27 protein-coding genes are annotated in these 22,067 nt (G+C 64.7%); 19 read left to right on the top strand and 8 right to left on the bottom strand.

What is annotated here, in order from left to right; all coding sequences use genetic code 11:
- Window positions 1-311 precede the first annotated feature (311 nt).
- On the top strand, window positions 312-839 hold the full coding sequence (locus tag LOZ83_RS24545; RefSeq protein ID WP_308190294.1) for an HNH endonuclease: 528 nt from the start codon (window positions 312-314) through the stop codon (window positions 837-839).
- Between the two features lie 65 nt (window positions 840-904).
- Here the strand turns inward: LOZ83_RS24545 and LOZ83_RS24540 are convergent, their stop codons facing one another.
- Window positions 905-1,201 (bottom strand): hypothetical protein, encoded by a 297-nt coding sequence (locus tag LOZ83_RS24540; RefSeq protein ID WP_236793919.1) that lies wholly within the window; start codon window positions 1,199-1,201, stop codon window positions 905-907.
- A gap of 286 nt (window positions 1,202-1,487) precedes the next feature.
- Here LOZ83_RS24540 and LOZ83_RS24535 point away from each other — a divergent pair, with 286 nt between their 5' ends.
- Entirely contained in the window at window positions 1,488-1,727 is a 240-nt protein-coding gene (locus tag LOZ83_RS24535) for a hypothetical protein (RefSeq protein WP_236793917.1), read from the top strand.
- The gene (locus LOZ83_RS24530; RefSeq protein WP_374202704.1) at window positions 1,714-2,220 is read left to right on the top strand and encodes a DUF5130 family protein; all 507 of its coding nucleotides are present in this window, start codon (window positions 1,714-1,716) and stop codon (window positions 2,218-2,220) included. Before LOZ83_RS24535 ends, LOZ83_RS24530 begins: the two co-directional genes overlap by 14 nt.
- A 56-nt stretch (window positions 2,221-2,276) precedes the next feature.
- On the opposite strand, the gene pepN is transcribed toward LOZ83_RS24530, so the two are convergent.
- On the bottom strand, window positions 2,277-4,838 hold the full coding sequence (gene pepN / locus LOZ83_RS24525; protein ID WP_236793915.1) for an aminopeptidase N: 2,562 nt from the start codon (window positions 4,836-4,838) through the stop codon (window positions 2,277-2,279).
- A 128-nt stretch (window positions 4,839-4,966) separates the two neighbouring features.
- Between pepN and LOZ83_RS24520 the strand changes: the two genes are divergently transcribed.
- Window positions 4,967-5,575 (top strand): DsbA family protein, encoded by a 609-nt coding sequence (locus LOZ83_RS24520; protein ID WP_236793914.1) that lies wholly within the window; start codon window positions 4,967-4,969, stop codon window positions 5,573-5,575.
- On the opposite strand, the gene LOZ83_RS24515 is transcribed toward LOZ83_RS24520, so the two are convergent.
- Window positions 5,562-6,221 carry an MBL fold metallo-hydrolase gene (locus LOZ83_RS24515; protein WP_236793912.1) on the bottom strand — a complete coding sequence of 220 codons (660 nt, stop codon included), beginning with the start codon at window positions 6,219-6,221 and terminating at the stop codon, window positions 5,562-5,564. The genes LOZ83_RS24520 and LOZ83_RS24515 overlap by 14 nt on opposite strands.
- Before the next feature lie 45 nt (window positions 6,222-6,266).
- Between LOZ83_RS24515 and LOZ83_RS24510 the strand changes: the two genes are divergently transcribed.
- Both LOZ83_RS24510 and LOZ83_RS24505 read left to right on the top strand, forming a co-directional pair.
- The gene (locus LOZ83_RS24510; protein ID WP_236793910.1) at window positions 6,267-6,737 is read left to right on the top strand and encodes a ribose-5-phosphate isomerase; all 471 of its coding nucleotides are present in this window, start codon (window positions 6,267-6,269) and stop codon (window positions 6,735-6,737) included.
- Window positions 6,737-7,540, top strand: coding sequence for an Fpg/Nei family DNA glycosylase (locus tag LOZ83_RS24505; RefSeq protein WP_236793908.1), 804 nt, complete (start codon window positions 6,737-6,739; stop codon window positions 7,538-7,540). The genes LOZ83_RS24510 and LOZ83_RS24505 overlap by 1 nt, the downstream gene beginning before the upstream one ends.
- Window positions 7,541-7,543: 3 nt before the next feature.
- On the opposite strand, the gene LOZ83_RS24500 is transcribed toward LOZ83_RS24505, so the two are convergent.
- Window positions 7,544-8,362, bottom strand: coding sequence for a hypothetical protein (locus LOZ83_RS24500; protein ID WP_236793907.1), 819 nt, complete (start codon window positions 8,360-8,362; stop codon window positions 7,544-7,546).
- Between the two features lie 118 nt (window positions 8,363-8,480).
- On the opposite strand from LOZ83_RS24500, the gene LOZ83_RS24495 reads away from it, so the two are divergent.
- Complete coding sequence (locus LOZ83_RS24495) at window positions 8,481-9,350, top strand: TIGR03619 family F420-dependent LLM class oxidoreductase (RefSeq protein WP_236793905.1); 870 nt, start codon at window positions 8,481-8,483, stop codon at window positions 9,348-9,350.
- A 2-nt stretch (window positions 9,351-9,352) separates the two neighbouring features.
- Entirely contained in the window at window positions 9,353-9,796 is a 444-nt protein-coding gene (locus LOZ83_RS24490; RefSeq protein WP_236793903.1) for a nuclear transport factor 2 family protein, read from the top strand.
- A 10-nt stretch (window positions 9,797-9,806) separates the two neighbouring features.
- On the opposite strand, the gene LOZ83_RS24485 is transcribed toward LOZ83_RS24490, so the two are convergent.
- On the bottom strand, window positions 9,807-10,286 hold the full coding sequence (locus LOZ83_RS24485; protein WP_236793901.1) for a VOC family protein: 480 nt from the start codon (window positions 10,284-10,286) through the stop codon (window positions 9,807-9,809).
- Between the two features lie 153 nt (window positions 10,287-10,439).
- On the opposite strand from LOZ83_RS24485, the gene LOZ83_RS24480 reads away from it, so the two are divergent.
- The 3 genes from LOZ83_RS24480 (at window position 10,440) to LOZ83_RS24470 (ending at window position 16,112) form a co-directional block, all read left to right on the top strand.
- Entirely contained in the window at window positions 10,440-11,246 is an 807-nt protein-coding gene (locus LOZ83_RS24480) for an LLM class flavin-dependent oxidoreductase (protein WP_236793899.1), read from the top strand.
- 920 nt (window positions 11,247-12,166) lie between these two features.
- Window positions 12,167-12,535: an RIP homotypic interaction motif-containing protein gene (locus LOZ83_RS24475; RefSeq protein ID WP_236793897.1), complete on the top strand. Its 369-nt coding sequence runs from the start codon at window positions 12,167-12,169 to the stop codon at window positions 12,533-12,535.
- 13 nt (window positions 12,536-12,548) lie between these two features.
- Window positions 12,549-16,112, top strand: coding sequence for an ATP-binding protein (locus tag LOZ83_RS24470; RefSeq protein ID WP_236793895.1), 3,564 nt, complete (start codon window positions 12,549-12,551; stop codon window positions 16,110-16,112).
- A gap of 16 nt (window positions 16,113-16,128) precedes the next feature.
- Here the strand turns inward: LOZ83_RS24470 and LOZ83_RS24465 are convergent, their stop codons facing one another.
- A complete protein-coding gene (locus LOZ83_RS24465; RefSeq protein WP_308190293.1) occupies window positions 16,129-16,371 on the bottom strand; it encodes a helix-turn-helix transcriptional regulator in 243 nt (80 codons plus the stop codon).
- A 243-nt stretch (window positions 16,372-16,614) separates the two neighbouring features.
- Between LOZ83_RS24465 and LOZ83_RS24460 the strand changes: the two genes are divergently transcribed.
- The 3 genes from LOZ83_RS24460 to LOZ83_RS24450 all read left to right on the top strand — a co-directional run bounded on the left by LOZ83_RS24460 (window position 16,615) and on the right by LOZ83_RS24450 (window position 18,215).
- The gene (locus LOZ83_RS24460) at window positions 16,615-16,917 is read left to right on the top strand and encodes a winged helix-turn-helix domain-containing protein (protein WP_236793894.1); all 303 of its coding nucleotides are present in this window, start codon (window positions 16,615-16,617) and stop codon (window positions 16,915-16,917) included.
- A gap of 82 nt (window positions 16,918-16,999) precedes the next feature.
- Window positions 17,000-17,635 carry a hypothetical protein gene (locus LOZ83_RS24455; protein WP_236793892.1) on the top strand — a complete coding sequence of 212 codons (636 nt, stop codon included), beginning with the start codon at window positions 17,000-17,002 and terminating at the stop codon, window positions 17,633-17,635.
- 19 nt (window positions 17,636-17,654) lie between these two features.
- Entirely contained in the window at window positions 17,655-18,215 is a 561-nt protein-coding gene (locus LOZ83_RS24450) for an HD domain-containing protein (protein WP_236793890.1), read from the top strand.
- Here the strand turns inward: LOZ83_RS24450 and LOZ83_RS24445 are convergent.
- Both LOZ83_RS24445 and LOZ83_RS24440 read right to left on the bottom strand, forming a co-directional pair.
- On the bottom strand, window positions 18,194-18,664 hold the full coding sequence (locus tag LOZ83_RS24445; protein WP_236793888.1) for an NUDIX hydrolase: 471 nt from the start codon (window positions 18,662-18,664) through the stop codon (window positions 18,194-18,196). The two genes, LOZ83_RS24450 and LOZ83_RS24445, sit on opposite strands and share 22 nt — an antisense overlap.
- Window positions 18,651-19,418: a DUF5919 domain-containing protein gene (locus LOZ83_RS24440; protein WP_236793886.1), complete on the bottom strand. Its 768-nt coding sequence runs from the start codon at window positions 19,416-19,418 to the stop codon at window positions 18,651-18,653. The genes LOZ83_RS24445 and LOZ83_RS24440 overlap by 14 nt, the downstream gene beginning before the upstream one ends.
- A gap of 167 nt (window positions 19,419-19,585) precedes the next feature.
- Here LOZ83_RS24440 and LOZ83_RS24435 point away from each other — a divergent pair, with 167 nt between their 5' ends.
- From LOZ83_RS24435 to LOZ83_RS24415, 5 genes are all read left to right on the top strand, one after another.
- Complete coding sequence (locus LOZ83_RS24435; RefSeq protein ID WP_236793884.1) at window positions 19,586-19,915, top strand: hypothetical protein; 330 nt, start codon at window positions 19,586-19,588, stop codon at window positions 19,913-19,915.
- Window positions 19,916-19,925: 10 nt separating this feature from the next.
- A complete protein-coding gene (locus tag LOZ83_RS24430; RefSeq protein ID WP_236793882.1) occupies window positions 19,926-20,129 on the top strand; it encodes a hypothetical protein in 204 nt (67 codons plus the stop codon).
- 97 nt (window positions 20,130-20,226) lie between these two features.
- On the top strand, window positions 20,227-20,961 hold the full coding sequence (locus tag LOZ83_RS24425) for a hypothetical protein (protein WP_236793880.1): 735 nt from the start codon (window positions 20,227-20,229) through the stop codon (window positions 20,959-20,961).
- The gene (locus tag LOZ83_RS24420; RefSeq protein ID WP_236793878.1) at window positions 20,961-21,773 is read left to right on the top strand and encodes an FtsK/SpoIIIE domain-containing protein; all 813 of its coding nucleotides are present in this window, start codon (window positions 20,961-20,963) and stop codon (window positions 21,771-21,773) included. Before LOZ83_RS24425 ends, LOZ83_RS24420 begins: the two co-directional genes overlap by 1 nt.
- Before the next feature lie 41 nt (window positions 21,774-21,814).
- Window positions 21,815-22,063 carry a hypothetical protein gene (locus LOZ83_RS24415; RefSeq protein WP_236793876.1) on the top strand — a complete coding sequence of 83 codons (249 nt, stop codon included), beginning with the start codon at window positions 21,815-21,817 and terminating at the stop codon, window positions 22,061-22,063.
- The last annotated feature ends 4 nt before the right edge of the window (window positions 22,064-22,067 follow it).

The raw sequence follows: 22,067 nt of genomic DNA, 5'->3' as shown, positions 1-22,067 counted from the left end.
GTGCCCTCGTTCACATGAACGTCCGACGGATGTCACAGGACACGTCTTCTAACACAGGTGCATTTCCGGTGTGATCTGTGGTCGACTATGGCTGCACCGGTGGAGGTGGTCGAGTGCCAGACCGACAACCGAACCCTCCCGGCGCCGACGACCACAATCCCGTGGCCGAACCGGCGCCGGAGGTAGTCCTGTGTGCCTATCCGGGCGGGGCCGCTCCCAGCGGCCACCATGCCAGTGGGCCACCTTCGCGCGGCGGCGGGCGGACTGCCCGCCCGCCCGGACAGCGTAGAGGGCGGGACCCGGCGGTCGGTATGGCCCCCACGAGCTGGGGGCGGCGGCGAGTTCTCCTGCTCAACGCCACTTACGAGCCGCTGACGGCGCTGCCCCTGCGGCGCGCTGTGGTGCTCGTCATGTGTGGCAAAGCCGACGTGGTGCACGGCGATCCTGCCGGGCTGACCCTGCACGCGGCCACGGTGTCGCTGCCGGTGCCCTCGGTGATCCGCCTGTCGACCTATGTCCGGGTGCCCTACCGCGCGCAGGTGCCGCTGACCCGCGCCGGACTGATGCACCGGGACCGGTATCGCTGCGCTTATTGCGGCGGGCGGGCCGACACGATCGACCATGTCATACCGCGCAGCCGGAGCGGACCGCACAGCTGGCAGAACTGCGTGGCCTGCTGCGCGAAGTGCAACCACCGCAAGGCCGACCGGCTCCTGTCGGAGCTGGGCTGGCATCTGCGCGTCGTGCCGACCGCGCCGCACGGCCCGCATTGGCGCCTCCTCGTGCACAGCGGCGAGGCGGACCCGTTGTGGCGGCCCTACCTGGGCGTAGCTGCCTGAACACACACCGGGGCCCCGGCCGTTCGTCTCGCGGCCGGGGCCTTTCTGGTGCCCGGAGTCCGGTTTCAGGCGGCGGTGACGCGGGTGCCGCAGGTGACGCGCGTGCCGCGGGTGACCCGGGTGCCACGCGTGACGCGGGTGCCGGCCGTGACGCGGGTGCCCCGGGTGACGCGAGTGCCGCGCGTGACCCTCGTGCCCGCGGTGACCCTGGTGCCGCGCGTCACACGGGTGCCCCTGGTGACGCGGGTGCCGGCGGTCACCCTCGTACCGCGGGTAACCCGGGTGCCGCGGTTCTCCAGCGTGTCGATCAGTGACTCAGTGTGGTCGGCGTTGGGCTGAGCGAGGGAAAGGGTGATGGTCATGATCTGTCCTCCGGGGACCCAGGGCGTTACTCGGCGGGTAGGGGAGCGGGGCGCAAGGCCCGTACAGGTGAAAAACTACGAGGATTTCACGCTGGGGACAAGCCAATAGCGTTGAGTGCGGCCGGCCGCACGGTGAGTTGCCACCTTTCGCGCAAGGGCCATTCGGCCCTACGCGTGAACCGAAGGTCGGCACACGGCGGACGGCGGCCGCCATACGACGAACGGTCCCGGCATGGTCATCGGGCGGCCACCGGGTGCCGGCGGCCCATCGGCTAAAGTTCAGGGCGTGAGCATCGTCCAGACGATCCTGGTCTTCGCGCTGATTCCGGCGGCTATCTACGGCGTCGTCGCGCTGGTGACATTGCGTTCGAAGTTCGCCGGGACTCCGCGATACCGGCCGGGTCAGCCCTGGGAGTATCCGCCGATCTGGTGGAGCGGCAACCCCGAGGGTATCGGTGCACATCGTCAGGTGACCTCCGGCGAGACGTCGGGGACGGCAGTGGGAGGTGCCCGTGGCAGCTGGTGAGCTGGTCCAGCAGTCCGAGTCCGGGGTCGCGCCCCGGCACGCGGCCGGCGAGCCGGAGGAGTTCGGCGTCGGCGTCCTGTCCACCGGACGCCGTTCGGTCGCCAAGATGTACGAAGAGACGAAGCCGACCGTCCCGTTCAGCGTGCCCCAGCTGGCGCGCCTCGACGAGGCGCTGACGCTGGCGAGCCGCGAGACGGGCATCGACTTCAGCGTGTACCTGGGCGAGCTCGGCGGGGACACCCGCGAATCGGCCGAGAAGCTGCACGCGTCGATCGGCGACACCGCGCCCGACTCGGTGCTGATCGCCGTGTCGCCCGGCGAGCGCGTCGTCGAGGTCGTCACCGGCGCGGAGGCGTTCCACCGCCTGCCGGACCGGGCCGCGAAGCTCGCCGTGATGAGCATGGTCGCCTCGTTCAAGGAGGGCGACCTCGTCGGCGGCCTGGTCTCCGGCCTGCGCATGCTCGCCGACCAGGCGGGTCACGCCCCGGCCTGAATCTTCCAGCGACAGAACAGCCGGCCTCCCACGCGGGACGCCGGCTGTTCTTGTTCTCAGCTCTCGTCGAACTCCCGGGCCGCCAGCGCGCGGACGATACCGGCTCGCCCTTCCGACACCAGGCGCCGCAGCGCGGCCGGCCGCTCCGCGGCGAGCCACTCGTCGGCGGCGTCCACAGTGGACTGATCGACGGCCCACGCCGGGAACAGCCCGACGACCACCGACTGCGCCCGCTCGCTGGAGCGCCGCTGCCACACCTCGCCGATCACCCCGAAGTACTGCCCGACGTACTCGCCCAGCAGGTGCTTCTGGCCCGGATGCGAGAAACCGCCGACGATCGCGTTGCTGATCGCGTTGGGCAGCTCGTCATCGTAGACCGCGCGCTGCCACGCCTCCGCCTTGGCCTCCGGCGTCGGCCGCAGCGCCCGCGCGTGCTCGGCGCGCCGCCGGCCCGTCGCGGTGTCGTCCCGGGCCAGCTCGGCATCGATCTCGGTGTCACCGGCTTTTCCGTGTGCCACCAAGGCATTCAGCAGCCGCCAGCGCAGGTCCGCGTCGACGGTCAGGCCCGGCAGCGGCGCCGTGCCGTCGAACCACCCGGCGAGCACGCCGAGCTGCTCCTCGTCGAGCACCGAGCCGGCGAGCGAGTTGACGAACGCCAGCTGGTGGTCCGAACCAGGCTCGGCGTCGCGCGCCAGCCCCAGCAGCCGCGCGGTGAGCTCCGGCCAGCCGCGCTCGTTCGCCCAGGCCCGCTCCGCGTAGGAGTTGAGCGCCGTCTGCGCCTGCAGCAGAAGCCGTTGCACGACACCGAGTTCGGTCTCGGCGTGGATCCCGTGCGAGACGATCGCGACGAAGTCCCGCGCCTTGAGCTCGGCCTCCCGGGTCATCTCCCACGCCGCCGACCAGCACAGCGTGCGCGGCAGCGGTTCGGTGATGTCGGCGATCCGGTCGACGAGCGTGGTCAGCGAACCGGTGTCGAGCCGCATCGTGCAGTAGGTGAGGTCGTCGTCGTTGACCAGCACCAACTTGCCGGCCGGGGCGCCGATCAGGTCCGGCACCTCGGTGACCTCGCCCTCGATGTCCAGCTCGACCCGCTCGACCCGGACCAGCTTGCCGTTGACGTCGTCGTAGACGCCGACCGCGATCCGGTGCGTACGCAGCTCACCGGCACCCGGCCTGGCTCCGGTCTGGACCACCGCGAACGACGTGAACCGCCCCTCGCCGTCGGTGTCGAAGCGCGCGCGCAGCGAGTTGAGGCCCGTGGTCTCCAGCCACTGCGCGCTCCAGCCGGACAGGTCCCGGCCCGAGGCCTGCTCCAGTGCCGCGAGCAGATCGGCCAGAGTCGCGTTGCCCCAGGCGTGCTTGCCGAAGTACACCCGCAGCCCGGCGAGGAAGTTGTCCAGCCCCACGTAGGACACCAGCTGCTTGAGTACGCTCGCGCCCTTGGCGTACGTGATGCCGTCGAAGTTCACCTCGACCGCCTGCAGGTCGACGATGTCGGCCGCGATCGGATGCGTCGAGGGCAGCTGGTCCTGGCGGTAGGCCCAGGACTTCTCGATGTTGGCGAAACTGGTCCACGCGTGCGCGTACTCGGTCGCCTCGGCCTGCGCCAGCACGCTCGCGAACGTCGCGAACGACTCGTTCAGCCACAGGTCGTCCCACCAGCGCATGGTGACCAGGTCGCCGAACCACATGTGCGCCATCTCGTGCAGCAGCGTCTCGGCGCGGCGCTCGTAGGAGTAGCGGGTGACCCGGCTGCGGAACACGTAGTCCTCGAGGAACGTGACCGCGCCGGCGTTCTCCATCGCGCCCGCGTTGAACTCCGGCACGAACAGCTGGTCGTACTTGGAGAACGGGTACGGCGTGGCGAACGCCTTGTGGTAGAAGCCGAAACCCTGCTTGGTCTCGGTGAACAGGCGCTCGGCGTCCATGTGCTCGGCGAGCGAGGCGCGGCAGTAGATGCCGAGCGGGATCGTGCCGTGCTCGTCGGTGTACTGGTCGTGCCACTCGGCGTACGGGCCGGCGACCAGCGCCACCAGGTACGTCGAAATGCGCTCCGACGTCGCGAACACCGTCTTCGTGGCGCCTTCCGGCGTCTTCTCGGTGGACTCCACTCGCGCGTTGGAGACGACCTTCCAGTCGTTCGGCGCGATCACGGTCAACCGGTACACCGACTTCAGGTCGGGCTGGTCGAAGCAGGCGAACATCCGCTTGGCGTCCGCCGTCTCGAACTGGGTGTACAGATAGACCGCGTCGTCGACCGGGTCGACGAACCGGTGCAGGCCCTCGCCGGTGTTCATGAACCGGCAGTCGGCGCGCACGACCAGTTCGTTGGCCGCGGCCAGCTCCGGCAGCGCGACGCCGTCGTCCTCGACGTAGCCGGACACGTCCAGCTCGCTTCCGTTGAGCGTCGCGGCCCGCACCCGCTCGGCCACGATGTCGATCCACGAGCCCGCGCCGGGCCGGGCGCTGGAGAACCGGATCGTGGTGGTCGAGTCGAACGTCTTCTCCCCGGGACCGCCGTTACCATCGGTCAGGTCGAGGACGATGTCGTAGGACTCGACTTCCAGCAGGTCCGCACGCTCTTTGGCTTGGTCGCGGGTCAGGTTTGGGGCGGGCACAGGCACCTCGTAGCACTAGCGATGGGCGTGATGGTTTGTCTCGTCATCCAATCACGGATGACCGGGGGAACAAGCGGAACACGAAAGCTGTTGGCGTGGTTGGCAACTGACCTATAGGGAGAACTGTGATGCCCGATCGCACTCGCGTCGATTTCTACTTCGACCCGGTCTGCCCATTCGCCTGGATCACCTCGCGCTGGATCCTCGAGGTCGAGAAGCACCGCGATCTCGACCTGCGGTTCAAAGTGATGAGCCTCGCGATCCTCAACTCCGGCCGCGACCTGCCCGAGCAGTACCAGGCCTTGATGGACAGGGCATGGGGCCCGGTCCGGGTCGCCGTCGCGCTGGCCCAGTCCCGCGACCAGAGCGTGCTGCGGGACTTCTACACCGAGTTCGGCACCCGGTACCACAATCAGAACAACAAGGACGTGCCGACGGTGCTCAAGCAGGCGCTGGAAGCGGTCGGCGCGTCGGCCGACCTCGCCGCGGCGGCGGATTCCACCGACTACGACGAGGCGCTGCACAAGAGCCACCACGAGGGCATGGACCCGGTCGGCATGGACGTCGGCACGCCGACCATCCACATCGACGGTGTCGCCTTCTTCGGCCCGGTGCTCAGCTCGATCCCGCGCGGCGAAGACGCGCTGAAGGTGTTCGACGGCGCCCGCGCGCTGGCTTCGTACCCGGACTTCTTCGAGCTGAAGCGCACCCGTACCGGGGATCTCAACTTCTCCTGACGAGCTGCCGCCGGACGAAGGCGGCGTCGACGGGTTCGCCGTGCCCGGGCACGATCGTGCCCGGGCCCCGGGCGAGCAGCCGGTCGACCGCCCGCGGCCAGTCCGTGGGATGCCCGACCTCCGGCGGCGCGCCCTGCTCGACGAGGTCACCGGCGAACAGCACGCCGGCGCTGGGCACGTCGACCGCGACGTCGTGGTCGGTGTGGCCGGGCCCGGGGTGCAGCAGCGTCACGATGCGGCCCCCGAGGTCCAGCGTGACCTCGGCGGTGAGCGTGTGGGTGGGCGGGACGAGTTCGGCTTCCACGAGCCGCTCGGCGAGCACGTGCTTGTGCTCGCGGTGGAAGGTCTCCACCCACTCGTCGCGGTCCGCGCCCATCGCGGCTTCGCACCGTTCGTGCGCCCAGACCGGGCACGGCAGGAACGGCTTCGTGCCGAAGTGATGGTCGAAATGCGCGTGCGTCAGCACGACCAGCCACGGCAGCGTGCTGATCTCCCGGATGGCGGCGAACTCGGCGCCCTGGACCTCGTCGCCACCGGTGTCGACGACGAGGCACCGCTCGGCGCCCACGACGAGTCCGAGCGTCTGGTCGAGATGCTCGTACCGCCGCGCGAACACGCCTTCGCCGAGCTCGATCCACCGCGCCATACCCAGAGCATGCCCCTGCCGGACCGGGATGGCAGACTCCAGCCCGTGCGTGTCTACTTGGGATCCGACCATGCCGGTTTCGAGCTGAAGAACGCCCTGGTGGCCTATCTGAAGGGCCAGGGTCACGAGGTCACCGACATCGGCCCGGCCGTCTACGACGCGGCCGACGACTACCCGGCGTTCTGCGTCGAGACCGCCCGGCGCGTGGTGGCGGACGAGGGCAGCCTCGGCATCGTCATCGGCGGCTCGGGCAACGGCGAGCAGATCGCCGCGAACAAGGTGAAGGGCGCCCGCGCGGCGCTGGCCTGGAAGCCGGAGATCGCCCAGCTGGCCCGCGAGCACAACCACGCCCAGCTGATCGGCATCGGCGCGCGGATGCACACGCTCGAAGAGGCCACCGCGATCGTCGACACCTTCCTCGCCACCCCGGTGTCGCCGGAGGAGCGGCACGCCCGGCGTGTGCAGCAGTTGCTGGACTACGAGACCACCGGCGTCCCGCCCGCGCTGCCTGCCTGATGCCGGAAGGCCACACCCTCCACCGGCTTGCTCGCCTGCACCAGCGGCGGTACGCGGGCAAGCCGGTCGAGGTGAGCAGCCCGCAGGGCAAGTTCACCGACGCGTCCACTGTGGACGGACGGGTGCTGGTCAGGGCCGAGGCGTACGGCAAGCACCTGTTCCACCGCTACGACGCCGGGACGGTGCACATCCATCTCGGGCTCTACGGGACCTTCACCGAAGGAACGCTGCCGGCGCCCGCGCCCGTGGGGCAGGTCCGCATGCGGCTCATCGGGAGTACACAGTGGACGGACCTGCGCGGCCCGAACCGTTGTGAGCTGCTGAATCCGGACCAGGTCGACGCGATCAAGGCGCGGCTGGGTGCGGACCCGCTGCGCCGGGATGCCAAGCCGGACCAGGCTTTCGAGCGGATCTCGTCGTCCCGGACGTCGCTGGCGGCGCTGCTGATGGACCAGGCGGTGGTCGCCGGCGTCGGGAACGTGTACCGCGCGGAGCTGCTGTTCCGGCACGGCGTCGCGCCGATGCTGCCGGGAAAGTCGCTGGATTCCGTGCTGTGGAAGGAAATGTGGGCGGACCTGGTGACGCTCATGCGCTACGGCGTGCGCACCGGCCGCATCGACACGGTCGCCGACGAGCACCTGCCGGAGGTCACCGGCCGGGCGCCGCGACAGGACCGGCACGGCGGTGAGGTGTACGTCTACCGCCGTACCGGCCAGCCTTGTCTCGTCTGTGGCACGCCGATCGCGCACCAGGTGCTGGCGGGCCGGAACCTGTACTGGTGCCCAGCCTGCCAGCCCGGCTAGCGGTCAGAAGTCGAAGCCCCCGCCGAAGTCTCCGCCTCCGAAGTCCCCGCCTCCGAAGTCGCCTCCGCCATAATCGCCGCCGCCGTCACCACCGAAGTCGCCGCCGTCGCCACCATCCCCGCCATCGCCGCCATCACCACCGCCATCTCCGGCGTCGGCGGCCGCATCCTCCTGGCCGGCGTCGTACCCGGACTCCCACGCGTTCGCGGTCGCGATACCGCTCATCCCCGAGAACATCGCATCGAACAGCAGCACCGAGCCCAGGCCCCAGGCACCGGCGACCAGCGCGGTCTTCCACCACGGCTCGCTGTACCAGCCCTGCGGCACCGGCCGTCCGGCGACGCGGCCGCCGGGGTAGTAGTACGGCGTGTTCGAACCCGGGTCGGGGGAGGCCTCGTAGCTCTGCCCCTCGACGTCGACCTTGCGGTGCTCGGACACCTTGCCGGCGCGCTCGCGCTCCAGCTCCTCCGGCAGCTTCGGGCCCGGGTCGATGCCCATGGCCGTGCGCGCCGCGCGGACGTAGTAAAGCCCTTCGAGTGCCGTCTCCTTGACCAGTTTCGCCTGCTCGGCGGTGCGGGCCTGGTCCAGCTGCGAGCCGGCGGCGTTGTAGCGCTCGGCCGCGTCGGCGAGCGCCTGCTGCGACGCGGTGTCGGTGCCCGTGAGGTTGAGCACCTGCCCACCGAGCCGCTCCACGAGGCGGCGGGCGTCGGCCTTGGCGTCGTCCAGCTGGCGCTGCCGTTTGGCCGACTGTGACCTGGCGAAATACGCCACGCCACCGATGATGATCAGAAGGAGCACGATCAAGGTGACCGCGGTGCCCATCGGTTACTCCCACGAGTTCGGGTTTCTTGAACCGGACAACGCGGACACTACGCGGAGAGTTCCCGTGCTCGCGGGGGACCTCTCGACGAAGACTAGAACACGTTATAGTCTCGCGGGTATGAAGTTCAGCCTCTCGGTCGCCATGAACCCCCTGGACCAGTTCGCCGAACTCGCCCGCACGGCCGAGGAGAGCGGCTTCTCCTCGATCGTGCTGCCCGACTCGTTGTTCTATTCGGAGTCGGTCTCGGCGGAGTACCCGTACACCCCGGACGGCAGCCGGTTCTGGAACGCGGACACGCCCTGGGCCGACCCGCTCGTCGCGGTCGCGTCGATGGGGGCGGTGACGAGCGAGATCGGCTTCTACACATCGGTCATCAAGCTCGGCTCGCGCAACCCGGTGCTGCTCGCCCGGCAGGTCGGGTCCGTGGCGGTGCTGACGAACAACCGGTTCGGGCTGGGGCTCGGGGTCGGCTGGTCGCCGGAGGAGTTCGAATGGTGCGGCGCGCCGTACGCCAACCGCGGCAAGCGCGTCGACGAGGCGATCGACGTGCTGCGGCTGATTCTCGACGGCGGGATGGCCGAGTACCACGGCAAGTTCTTCGATTTCGACAAGCTGCAGATGAGCCCGGCGCCGTCGAAGCGGGTGCCGTTCTACATCGGCGGGCACACCGAAGTCGCGCTGCGCCGCGCCGCGCGGGTGGCGGACGGCTGGTCGAGCGCGATGATGAAGTTCGACGACCTGCGCGACACGATCGAGCGGCTGGCGGCGTTGCGCGCGGAGTACGGGCGGGCGGACGTGCCGTTCGAGATCCAGGCGGTGTGCATCGACCGGTTCGGCGTCGACGGCTACCGGGAACAGGGCGAGATCGGCGTGACCGACATCGTGACCCAGCCGTGGGTGTTCGACGGCATCGGCTTCGGGGATCCGATCGGGCCGAAGAAGGACGCCATCAGGAAGTTCGCCGACGAGATCATCGCGAAGGTGTAGCCATGGGCATCGAGGTCTGCTGGGACACAGAAGCGGAGCAGCCGCCCGCGCGGACGGCGGCGTGGCGCTCGATGAATGCCGTCGTGCGCGGCGCGAAGGGCGAGTGGGTCGCGCTGTTCGCGCCCGACGGCGTCATCGAGGACCCCGTGGGCCCGTCGATGTTCGACCCCGAAGGCGCCGGCCACCACGGGCACGACGGGATCAACGCGTTCTGGGAGCTGACGATCGCGAAGGTGGAGCGGTTCGAGTTCACCATTCGCGACTCGTTCGCGGCGGGCGGCGAGGTCGCGAACTACGGCACGATCACGACGTTCCTGCCCGGCGGCTACCGGGTCGATACGGACGGCGTTTTCGTCTACCGCGTCAACGAAGCCGGGCTGGTGACGTCGATGCGGGCGTTCTGGGAAACCGAGCGCGCGATGGCGACCGCGCGCCCGGTCGAGTGAACGGTGCGCTTCAGCCCGCGTAAGCCTTCTCGAGCGCGGCGATGTCGAGCTTCCGCATCGTGTACATCGCCTTCATGGTGCGTGCGGCCTTCACCGGGTCGGCGTCGCTGATCAGTTCGGTGAACCGGGTCGGCACGACCTGCCAGGACAGGCCGAACTTGTCCTTGAGCCAGCCGCACGGGCCTTCCTCGCCACCGCCGGCGGTGAGCTTTTCCCAGTAGTAGTCGACTTCTTCCTGGTCCGCGCACGGGATCTGGAACGAGATGGCCTCGGTGAACCTGAACTCCGGCCCGCCGTTGAGCGCGATGAACTTCTGCCCGTTGAGCTCGAACTCGACCGTCATGACCGAGCCGGGTGTGCCGTGTTCGTCCTCGACGTACCGCCCGATGTCGCCGATCTTCGAGTCGGCGAAGATGCTGGCGTAGAAGTTCACGGCTTCCTCCCCGTTGCCGTCGAACCAAAGGCACGTGGTGAACGATTTGTCGGTCATGGCTCCTCCTCGAGTGGTAACGGTGTCGACAGTGTGGACCGGCGCACCGGAAAGAACTCATCGTCGGCTCGGCCGCACCGGTGACTTTCGGGGGGAGCCGTGGTCGATAGCTCTGGACGCACCGAAGGACCTTCCGTGGAAAGGAATCCAGGCATGACGAGACCGTTTCGATTCGGGGTTGTCGCACCGATCAGGACTGACGTGCCGGCGTGGCTCGACCAGGCGCGCCGCATCGCCGACAGCGGCTACTCGACTCTGCTGATGCCGGATTTCCCGAGCCTGCAACCGGCGCCCGGGCCGACGCTGGCCACTGCTGCGGCCGTTACCGACCTGCGCGTGGGCACCTGGGTGTATGCCTCGCCGCTGCGCCCCGCGTGGCTGACGGCGTGGGAGGCGCACTCGCTGTCGGAGCTCACCGGCGGTCGCTTCGAGTTGGGGATCGGTACGGGCCGGCCGGGCATCGAGGACGAGCTGCGCGAAAAGGGGATGCCGGTCGTCCCGCCGGCCGAGCGGCTGGCCCGGATACGTGAGACCGTCAGGGTGCTGCGAGATCTCGATGGCCCCGACCGCCACACGCCTGTGGCGATGGCTGTGCGGGGCCCGAAGGCCCGTGCGCTGGCGGCTGAGGTCGCGGACACGGTCACGTTCGTGCAGATGCCGGATGAGTCGCGAGTCGAACTCGCGCAGCTGGCACGCGAGTTCCGCGCTGTCCGGGATGTCGAGCTAGCGCTCCACGTGTCGGTTGTGGGCGACCGGGTCGCACCTTTCATGGCGTCCCCCGACACCGACCCAGCCGCCGTCCGCGCGGCGGACTCGCTCGCCGCCCTCCCGGCCGACCCGTCAGCCGCCGCCGACGAAATCCAGCGGCGCCGCGAGGAACTCGGTTTCTCGTATTTCGTCTTCGGCGCCGACTTCGCCGATATGTTGGCTCCGGTGGTCGCCAAGCTCACCGGACACTAGTCGGCGTGGCGGCCCGGCACCGGTGGACCTCCATGCCCGCTGCGCCGCCGCCGATCGCGCGGCGGTGCCTGTTTTTCTGAAGTCCGGTTTGTGCGGCGCCTGATTGCAGCGCGCCGGATCGCGCGTTCGATCCCACGGTGGATCGCGCAGATGAAGAACACGCATCCTGGGTTTCCACTTCGGCGACCTGCGCAGGAGGGACAGTTGGTGCGCAGGCTCCCGTCGGCTATGGCCCGTCAATGGCCCACACGACACGAGCGGCGTTCTTTGTGATGGGAGCGCCGCTCGTTTTGTATGCCTGACCTGCGCCGGAGCGGGCGACGGGAATCGAACCCGCGTAGCCAGTTTGGAAGACTTCAAGATCGCCGAGGATCATGGCGCTGACCTGCGGTTGAGTGGGTCCGGAGCGGCCTGCGTTGACCGTGGTTGACCGCCTCTAATGGCACGCTAATGGCACGCGCGTGGCCCGCTGAGCTGGCACCGCGCACCAGTCACGCGGCACCATTCCCGCGATCCAAAGCCGCCCACAGCCGGGACGGGCGCCGTCAACCCTGTAACCGATCACGCTGTACTGGCGACTTACGTTCCGTGACTGGGCGGACGCAAGGTGGCCACCCCCGGCGTGATCGGCGCGAAGCGGGGTTGACGGCGTTCGGCCCGGCTTTGACCATTCGGCGATCGCGGGGATGGTGTGCCTTCCGGCGGCGGCCTGTCTTTCGTGAGTCCCTTGAGTCTGGCGCCCTCCACGTCGTGCGCGCGGCGGCCGACGGCGTTCTGCGCGGCCGGGCCGAGCGGAGCGGGACAGCTCGGCCGCGCGCCAGTTCGGCCCGCGCGCCCGCCCGACAGGGCGGCTTGAAGACGTAACGAAAATTCTCACAGTACACACGGAACTACCGAGTCGAGGGAAAATGTTGGAATCGATGGATCTTGTTGTTACTGCGTTGACCGCTGGTGCGGCGGCCGGCATTCAAGACACCACCAAGGCTGCCGTGAAGGACGTCTACGACGGCCTGCTAAAGCTAGTGCGCAGAAGAATAGACAAGAGTGACGATGAAAGTGAATCACTGGTTGACGACTTCTGCGCAGACCCCAAGGCGAACGAAGAAGCCTTAAAGGCCGCCTTGCTGGCAAGCGACGTCGGCAATGATGAGGTTTTGATCGCCGCAGCTCAACGAGTCCTAGAGATTGTTGATCCGGACGGCGCGGCAGTCGGGAAGTATACCGTCGATATACATGATTCTAAAGGTGTGCAGATTGGAGATCAGAACACCATGAATCTCAATTTCTGACACGGGACTCAACATGAGTGAGCCGACGAGCGGTGTTAATCCTGGAACGCGCCAGTCACAAAACCTCTCAAACCAGACCATCGTTAATGCGACAAACGATTTTGGGATTCAAGTTGGCGACAATAATACGATGAATATCGTCATGTCGGCCGGGCTTGGGACGGTGTGGCTGACAAATGATGAATTCTTTCGCCCAAATCTGTCGCCAGGAGCAATTCTCAGCCACGCGTGGGAATTCGTCGGACGTGCAAGTGAACTAGAAACGATATACAACTTCGTCTCGTCCGACGGTCTGGTTTTCGTGATTAGCGGTCGAGGTGGACTCGGAAAGAGTCGATTGCTGCGGAAGATCGCATGCCATGTTGAACAAGAGCATCAAGATCGGACGGTACTATTCCTCGCCCCGCAGCATTCGTTCCAGCCTGAGAGTATTGACAAACTCCCGCTGGGATCTTATCTACTCATAATTGACGATGTGCATGATAGAGACGACCTGGATTTGGTCGTGTACACCGCAGCACGCTCCTTGCTTGATCTAAAAATCATTTTCGCTACTCGGCCATACGGGAAGTCGAGCCTAATCGCCGACCTGCGTACGTATGGCATGATTGGTATCGGAGAACCTCCCCTTCTCGACCTTAGTGACATAGAATTGGGCAACCTTGAGCTACTTGCTCGTGAAGTGCTTACGGCCCATGATGGGCCCGTGGACGCGAGTCAGGTAATTGCCCGCACTACTCGTGATTGTCCACTATTTACCGTAATCGCCGGCCAATTAATAGCAGCTGGAGTAGCGCAACTCCACGACCTCGTTGACAACGACACTACCAGATCATTTCTGGTGAAACGGTTTCGAGACGACCACCTGGGCAGACTCGGGACAAGCAGCGATCATTCTGCTTTACAGGGCATTCTCGAATTAGTCGCGCTACTCCAGCCTGTAATTGTCAACTCTGACGAATTTAGGGAAGTTGCGGTTCGGGTCATAGATGAGCGATGGGACTATCTCGTACGACTAATAGGCTCACTGGAGGAAGCTGGTGTGCTTCTTCGGCGTGGACGCAAGGTTAGAGTCGTGCCCGATTTGTTGGGCGATTTCCTAGTTGCAGAAGCGTGCTTCAATGCAAGTCTTCAGATGCCTACCGGGTATGCTGACCTTGTCTTCTCTAAAATTTCCGGTACTATTGCTCAAAATTTGATCGTCAACATTGCCAAGTTAGATTGGCGGATATCCATCGAGCATGAGACTGAGTCTCGAATCATGGAGCAGATCTGGCAGTCCTTGACCTCAGAGTTCATGGCTTCAGGAATTTTGGAACGCCAAGCCCTTCTGACTTCCTTTTCGAATATTTCATACTATCAGCCAGCTAGATCCATTGCATTGGCGAAAGCTTTGATTGAGAACCCTGTGGAAGTCGATGAGTCAGCGGCAGCCTTGGGGCCAAAGTTAGGCGGCTACAACTGGGTATTGCGTGCGATCCCGCAGTTCCTGCGTGGCGCTGCACTTCATATTGAGCATGTATCTGGCGTGTGCGACATCCTGTGGACACTGGGGAGGGAATTTCCGGCCAACCTAAATTCGCAGGCGGATCACGCGGTTCGAATATTGCAAGACCTTGTATCTTACCAACCTAACAAACCTGTCGGGTTCAGCAGCCGTATCGTCGATCGAGCAATTACATGGACCGCCGATCCGAGTCTCGCTGGGTACTTTCACTCCCCGCTCGACGTGCTAGATTCGGCGCTTGCGACAGAGGGATACAGTACGGAGGCAAACGGTCATGCGTTAACAATGCGACCATTCGCTGTCAGGGCGGAGGCCGTGTCGCCTTTACGCGAGCGAATAATCAGCCGCGCAATTGAATTACTTTACCACTCCGACTTGAAGGTCGGCGCGAGGGCGGCAAGATCGTTAGGTTCGGCGCTCCAATACCCAATCGGCTCCTTTGGACGCGAGATCACCGAAGACGAGCGCGCGAGTTGGATTCCTGAATTCGTGCATACTCTTGAGAATATAAAAGGTGTTCTGCAAGGTCATCATCCAGATGCCTTAGTTGAGGACGGTATCCGCCAAGCGGTCAGTCGGCACGCTCGTTATGGTGAAGGAAGTATTCGGGAAGCGGCTCGTGAAATTCTCGATCTCCTTAGCGACGATCTGACTGCGAAACTGACGAGGTCCTTACTGCATGGCTGGGCTCATTCGGCATTCTTTTCGGACGAAGACGACTACCTCGAACGAGAGCAACAATGGCATGATTTTCAGCTCGGGGTCGCTCGTCAACTGCAACGTGAGGTTCCTAATCCACATGAGGCACTCGGTGCAATTTCTGAGCGCATCATTTCAGTCCTGGAATTAGGGAATGAATCTGGCAATTCTGGTTCCTTCATGTCAATACTTTGCGATGATTGGCCTGATCTGGCTGTGCAGATTTTAGAGCATTGCCTTAGTGGCCCGGATAGCCCCTTTTTCGCGCATTCCGGTGCTGCACTCGCTTCTGTCCGAAGATCAATGCACGAGAAGTACGCTGTTCTACTCCAAAGGCTACTTGAAAGCGGACTCGATGAGCTTATCGTAAATGCGGCTTGGACCCTTTTATGGATAGGTCGCTCAGAACCGATGTCTCAGGCGGAGCTTCAGATATTGTCGACGTTGGCATCTTCTGATAGTGATTTAATCAAAAATACCCTAGCTCGCGGCCTAAGTCTGCCTTCCGAAATTGAAGCTGCAATCAGGATAGATTTGCTAACTACCATTTCTATTAATGGCAGTACGTCGGTTGCGAGCGAGATCGTCGGAAGCTTCGGTCAGCACGGAGAGCTCCACTATCAAGATCTGTCTGATGGTCAAATCGGCGACTTACTTGAATCCATGATTGACTGCCCAACCATTGACGACTATAATATTGAGTCGTTCTTGGCTGAAGTTTCAAAAACAAAGCCGTTTGCGGTACTCGCAATGTTCGAGCGAAGGGTCGCTCGCGCGGCCCAAAGCGAAGGCGTGCCCGACTATCAGGCTCTGCCTTACCTGTCGCCGGGCCATCTTGAGTTCAGGTTCCGTACTTCGAGATCGATTGTGCCGCTAATAAGACTCGTGGCAGATACCGTTCTTGTCAAACTTGACATATGGCAGTATCGGCACTGGTGGCCATACATCTTTAAGATGGTGGTGGGGCATCTAGATGATGAAGTGTTGCACGAGCTAAATCAATGGGCCGGTTCGACTGAACCGCGGCGGCTCCAGGTGGCCGCGCTACTATTGGGGAAAATGTCCAGGGAATTTATCTGGACTAAATTCGGCTGGGTCCGAGACCTGTTAGAGCGCGCAGACCAGATTGGCTCTGAGTGTTACTCCGAGGTGTCGCGTTATCTTCATGGTGCGGTCCTCGAAGGCATTAGGCACGGTACTCCAGGTGAGCCATTTCCGGAAGATGTTGAACAATACGAGAAGTCTCGCGCTATTGCGTCAACGATCCCAATCGAAAGCCCAGCTCATGCCTTTTATGTTGCACTGCAAAAAAGCGCTAAGGAAAATATTAACTGGAGTGTGCAACGAGACGAAGAGCAAGAATTTGAGTAACGCGATGTAGATTAGTCTATGTCCAGTCTGAGCCTAGGCGGGCAAGGAGTCCGAGAATCGAGACATTCAAAACTTGACCGACGTGACGCAACTCGACGATGTCCAATCGTCGCTGCCCGGACTCGTATCGGCTGACGAAGGACTGTGGTACCCCGAGGGCCTCGGCCACCTGGACTTGAGTCAATCCTGCCTCGCGCCGGAGTTGTCGCAGGAGGTCGCAGACCTGCTGGTACTCGGCCGAGTAGATCGACTTCTCCACGACATCAGGTCACCCCAGTGCTTGCGAATATCTAAAATTCGCATATTCTGGCGGTGCGTCCTGGTGCGGCGGGCCTGGTTACCGCGCAGAGCACGGCGCTTGTACGTCCCGTGGGGGATAGGGCCGCACCGTGGCTCGCGTTCAGCTCCTGGCTTGCTCGGCGATGATCGTGCCGGCGTGGTTGAGCTGGACCGACGGTTGGCGGCAGTTGATGTCCGACTGCAACCAAACGGAGGTAGATCCATGTCGTTCATGTTCGATCCCGACGCGATCGGCTATCTGTATGAGCAGATGGCCGATCTCATTGAGGCTCGGATCAGGGCTGGTGAGCTGCGTCCCAACGAGCCCCTGTTCGCCGAAAACAAGCTCGCGAACGAGTACGGGGTGTCTCTCGGGACATCCCGGCACGCGGTGCGGATCCTGCGGGAGCGCGGGCTGGTGAGGACCATCCCGAGTAAGGGCGTCTATGTGGTCCCGCTCGATCAGGTCGCAGATGTGGGTGTACAAGCTCAGGAGGTGGCGCCTTGTAGCTGCCAGCAGCCGTAGATCGAGAAATAGCCCCGACACGCCAAAACCCCGGCCGCTTGAGTCAGAGGCGAGCCGGGGTCTTCATAGATCATGGTACACGATGCCTGAGCTGAGTCACCTCGAATCGTGGTTCTCCCGCGATCGTCTCGCCCCTTACCGTGCTGCGACTACCAGTCACGGCGACGCGGCGGCCCTCTACGAGTGGAACGCGGAGGTTTCGGCGGCCTTCTGGCGGACGCTGGGCCACGTCGAGGTCTTGGTGCGCAACGCGCTGCATCGCGAACTCACCGCATGGTCGCAGCGCCAATATGGCACCGATCGCTGGTATGCGGCGATCGAGCCCATGGTCAGCCAGCAAACGCGCAAGGACATCCGGGAAGCCATCCGCCGGGGTACCCGCAACGGGCGGCCAGAGACACCCGGCCGGGTGGTCGCCGAGCTGAACCTCGGGTTCTGGCGGTTCCTACTCGCTCGCCGCTACGACGGCACGCTCTGGCGCTACTGCATGTACCGGGCCTTCCCCGGCAAGCGCCGGGCGGATGTCGAGCGCGCGGTCTCGACGCTGCACGTGTTGCGGAACCGGATCGGGCATCACGAGCCGGTGCACAACCGGCCGCTGGACGAGCTGCTCACGTTGGCGCTTGACGTCGCCGGCTGGATCGACGCCGATGCGAGGGACTGGATCGCGGCCGGCGACCTGACCCCGAGCCTGCTCGCGCGGCGCAGCAGGCCGTAGCCGCGGGTACCCTCCGCCCATGTCGTTGGTGAGCTGGGCGCATGACGTGGCGGCTGAGAAGCTCGCGGAGCCGCTGCCGCGTCGGTGGGCCCATGTGCAGGGCGTCGCACGGCGGGCGCGCCAGCTGGTCGGGGTGCCTGGCCTGGACGTGGAGCTGGTCGAGGTCGCGGCCTTGCTGCATGACGTCGGCTATGCGCCGGACCTCGCGGTGCTCGGTTTCCATCCGGTCGACGGCGCCCGCTACCTCGCGAGTATCGGCACGCCGCCCCGGCTGGTGAACCTCGTTGCTCATCATTCCGCGGCTCGCCAGGATGGGGAGATCGTCGGCCTGGCGCATCTCGTCGACGAGTATGAGGACGAGCAGACACCCGAGCGGGACGCGCTGTGGTGGGCGGACATGACGACGGGGCCGGATGGGGAGACGCTGACGTTCATCGAGCGCATGACCGAGGTTAAGGAGCGCTACGGGCCCGAACATACGGTCAGCAGGGCAATCGACCTGTCGTGGCCGGAACGGCTCCGCGCGGTCGAGCGCACCGAGGCACGGTTAGCGGCGGCTCAGGTGAAGAACGCCGACTGACGTTGCTCGAAGCCGTGCTGGATGCGGAGCCGGATCGATGGGTGCACGTTGAGGTCGGCGATCGCGTCGCGCGGCACCCAGTGGACTTCCTTGCTCTCGGAGCTGGTGCGCAGATCGCCGCTCACCGGCTGGGCGCGGAAGCAGAGCGAGAACTCCTGCCGGACCTCGCCGTCGTCGTACGCGATCACGTGCCGTGGATTCGAGTACGCGCCGATCAGCTCGATCACCTTGACGGTGACTCCGGTTTCCTCCTGCACTTCGCGGACCAGGGCTTCACTCAGCGTCTCGCCCAGCTCAAGGCCACCGCCAGGCAGGGCGTACAGGTCGTTGTCGGTGCGGCGGATCATCAGCAGCTCGCCGCGCTCGTTGAGGGTGAACGCGCTGACCGCTACGCCGATGCTGTTCGCGGCCGGGGCGTTGGGGTCGTTGAAGTAGTCAGTTCGCGTCAAGGTTCGCCTCTTCTAGCGTTGCGGGTTTCGAGGTCCGCCAGATTTCTTCGAAGCTCTGGACGTATGTGTCGAACAGGGTGCCCGACGACAGTCGTCGTAGGTGCATGGCGGGGGCGTGCGCGCCCTGGATGCCGTACACATGGGTGTTCACGATCATCTCGTCATCGAGTCGGAAGATCGAGTTGTACAACGTGGTCCGGTGAAACCGGATCTCCGGCTCGGCCATCTCGAACAGCGGGCGGTAGAACGCCAGAGCGTTGCGGATCCGCCCGGCAAGAGTGTGCTTGCCCAACCGCTCTTCCTCGCTCCTGCGCGTCACCTCACGGCTTGCGGGATCGCCGAACGTCAGTCGGATGCTGCATCCGCTTCGAGACTTCGTGACCAATGACTTGACGAAATTTGGGCGCTCTACAAGGAAAAGTCCCGTGTGGACCACGATGTCGATTCGCTCGGTCGTGTCGTTGATCACTCGTTCCCACAGCTCGGTCGGGATCGAGTTGCGGTGCGGGAAGAACGTCACCAGCTCCGACTGGCTGACTGTGGCGGCTTCGTCGCGGCTCAACGCGTCCGGCCAGAGGTAGTTCTCGGTGGTATGCAGGCGTGCGGCAATGTGGCTGCGGTACTTCCGGTACGGCACCCGGCCTTTTGTGATCCACCGCTCGACCGTTTTCGCGTCCACGGCAAGCTCTTCGGCCAGCGCATCGGCAGCGACCCCGGCTGTTGCCAGAGCATCCCGAAGCCGTTCGTTTCGCATGGGACGACTTTAGGACGTCCAGGACGTCCTGAGAAGTCCTTCGTTGTGGTGAAGTGGTCCCCGCGTCCGGAGGCATCTTGGTTCAGCGCACCGCAACCTACCGCGTCACACCGCGCGGGGCGCTGAGGATCAAGTAACTGCCTTGGAGGCCAGTAGATATGCGATTGATGATCGACACTTCGCAGGTCACGTTCACGGTGGGCCGTGAGGCTCAGCCGAAAACCGACCAGAACGGCGTGCAGCGCGTCGAGCGCAGCACGAACATTCCCATGTGGTCTGTGCAGCTGGTTGCCATGGACAACGGCGGGGCTGAGGTGATCAGCGTGACCGTGGCGGCCCCACAGCCGCCGAAGGTCCCGATTGGTACACCTGTCACCCCGGTGGAGTTGCAGGCGATTCCGTGGGCACAGAACGGCCGCAACGGCGTGGCTTTCCGCGCGACCGACATCAAGGCCGTGTCTGGTTCGAAGTCCGGTTCGAGCACGTCCGCTTCCTGAGGCGCGACCCATGCGACCCGGTGATGTGCAATATCCGCTCGATCCAACCGATCCAGCTGAGGACGCTCGGTTCACCTTTGGATTGATCCACGACGTAGCCGATCTCTTGGCGGTCAAAGGATATCCCAAGATTAAGAGCGATCCGGACCTCGTCCGGCTGCGGCAAGCGCTGTATGAGTTCTTCTACAGCAGCGAATTCTGGCACTACTTCTGATTGATCACGAGAGAGCACGGGGCCGGTTCGGTTCTTGGCGGTTCCTGTCCGGACCCGTGCCTCTCGTCGACAACTCCGCCCTGGAGGTGCGAGAGTCGTGGCCAAGTCTATTCGCCGCTCGCGGGGAGCGCGACGGCTCGATGTGATGGAAATCTGGCAGGACCCGAAGCGATCATGGTTCGTGCTGATCGTTGGTGTCCTCGTGCGCTGGCGCGCCGAGATCTTCATGGTCTCGGTCGTCGTGACCGGACGCATCTGGCTCGGGCACGAAGTCGGAGGCGTTATCGCGTGGCTGATTTTCGGCGGTGTGGCACTGGTGATCGTGCTGGTTCCACACACTCGTTGGTTCGTGTACGCGCGGTTCTGGTGCCTCGTTGACCGGCATCGCCTCCGGACCTGCCTGCGGCAAGCGCGGGCACGCACGATGAACCTCGACGGCGCGTTGCCGTTCATGCTGTGGGCCCGGCCGACCAAGACCGGCGAACGGATCTGGCTGTGGTCGCGCGCCGGTTCCTCGTCCGGCGATATCGAAGAAGCGCTGGAATACATCGCGCCGGCCTGCTTCGCCCGGGACGCGCGCCTGCACAAGGTGCGCAAGCTGTCGACCTTGTTCGCGGTCGACGTCATCCGCCGTGACCCGCTCGACAAGTCGACCCCGATCGACTCGCCGCTGAGCCAACTCGGCTCGCTGCTGGGTGGTCGACTCCCGCGTGAGGATGCCGAACCCATTACCGGCGCAACGGTCACGGCCCTGCCGGTGAAACGGCCCGCCGAAAAGCCTGCTGACCGAGGCAAAGCGGTAGGCGATGACCTCTCCGACTGGATCGACTGATGTCCAAGAAGAACACCGTTCCCGTTGCTGGACTGTCCATTTACGACCCAGTGCACCTCGGTATCTACGAGGACGGGTACGGCGTTGACATCGAGCTGATTTGGCGGAACATCCTGCTCGCGGGGGAGCCCGGTGCGGGGAAATCGGTAGGGCTCAACAACATCGTGGCGCACAGCGCGCTGTCCCCGGATGTGTCGCTGTGGCTGTTCGACGGCAAGCAAGTCGAGCTCGGCCTGTGGCGCGACATCGCGGATCTCTTCGTGGGCCCGGACATCGAAGCTGCACTCACTGCCCTGGAACAGCTTCAGGCGGAGATGGACCGCCGATACCGCGAGCTCGACAGAGTGCGGCGCCGCAAGATCGACCGTCGTGACCCGATCGACGTGATCATGGTCGTCATCGACGAACTGGCCCTGTTCTCCGCCACCATGGGCGGTAGAGACCAGCAGGACATGTTCGTGCGACTGCTGCGCGATCTCGTCGCACGTGGCCGCGCGGCCGGAGTCATCGTCGTGGCCGCCACGCAACGCCCGTCCGCCGACATCATCCCGACCTCGCTACGGGACTTGTTCGGCTACCGCATGGCTTACCGCTGCACGACGGACTCGTCGTCCGACATCATTCTCGGTCGCGGCTGGGCCAGCCAGGGTTACGACGCGTCCGCCATCGCCCCGGAAGAACGGGGAGTGGCGCTGCTCCTGGCCGAGGGCGGCATGCCTCGCCGCATGAAGACCGCCTATCTGACCGACGCGCAGATCTATTCCCTCGTCGATTACGCGCGAGAACTGCGCAGCCGGAAAGCCTTCGCCTGAAAGCAATTCCGTATTCGTCTTGCAGGAGAGGACTGTCCACAATGCTCACCGCAAGTATGCCGATCGCGACCACTCCGGATCAGGTCTGGGTGTTCGTCTCGGCCCCCGACGGCGCGGTCGACGTCGTTCGACTCGCGTACGCCCCAGGCTCTCCGCGGTTCGTGGGGCTGCCTATCGAGGCGTTCGACCCGTCGGCCGTGCTGCCGACCTATAGCCCGACCGGCGAACTCGTGAACGGCTTCCGCTGGGCCACTACCGCCGACGTCGACGCATACGCCTACCTGTTCTGAGAAC

It is taken from the genome of Amycolatopsis sp. GM8, assembly GCF_021653975.1.
Lineage (GTDB): Bacteria > Actinomycetota > Actinomycetes > Mycobacteriales > Pseudonocardiaceae > Amycolatopsis_E.
Note: the sequence above shows the minus strand (reverse complement) of the source record. Positions and strands in the feature narration are given on the sequence as shown.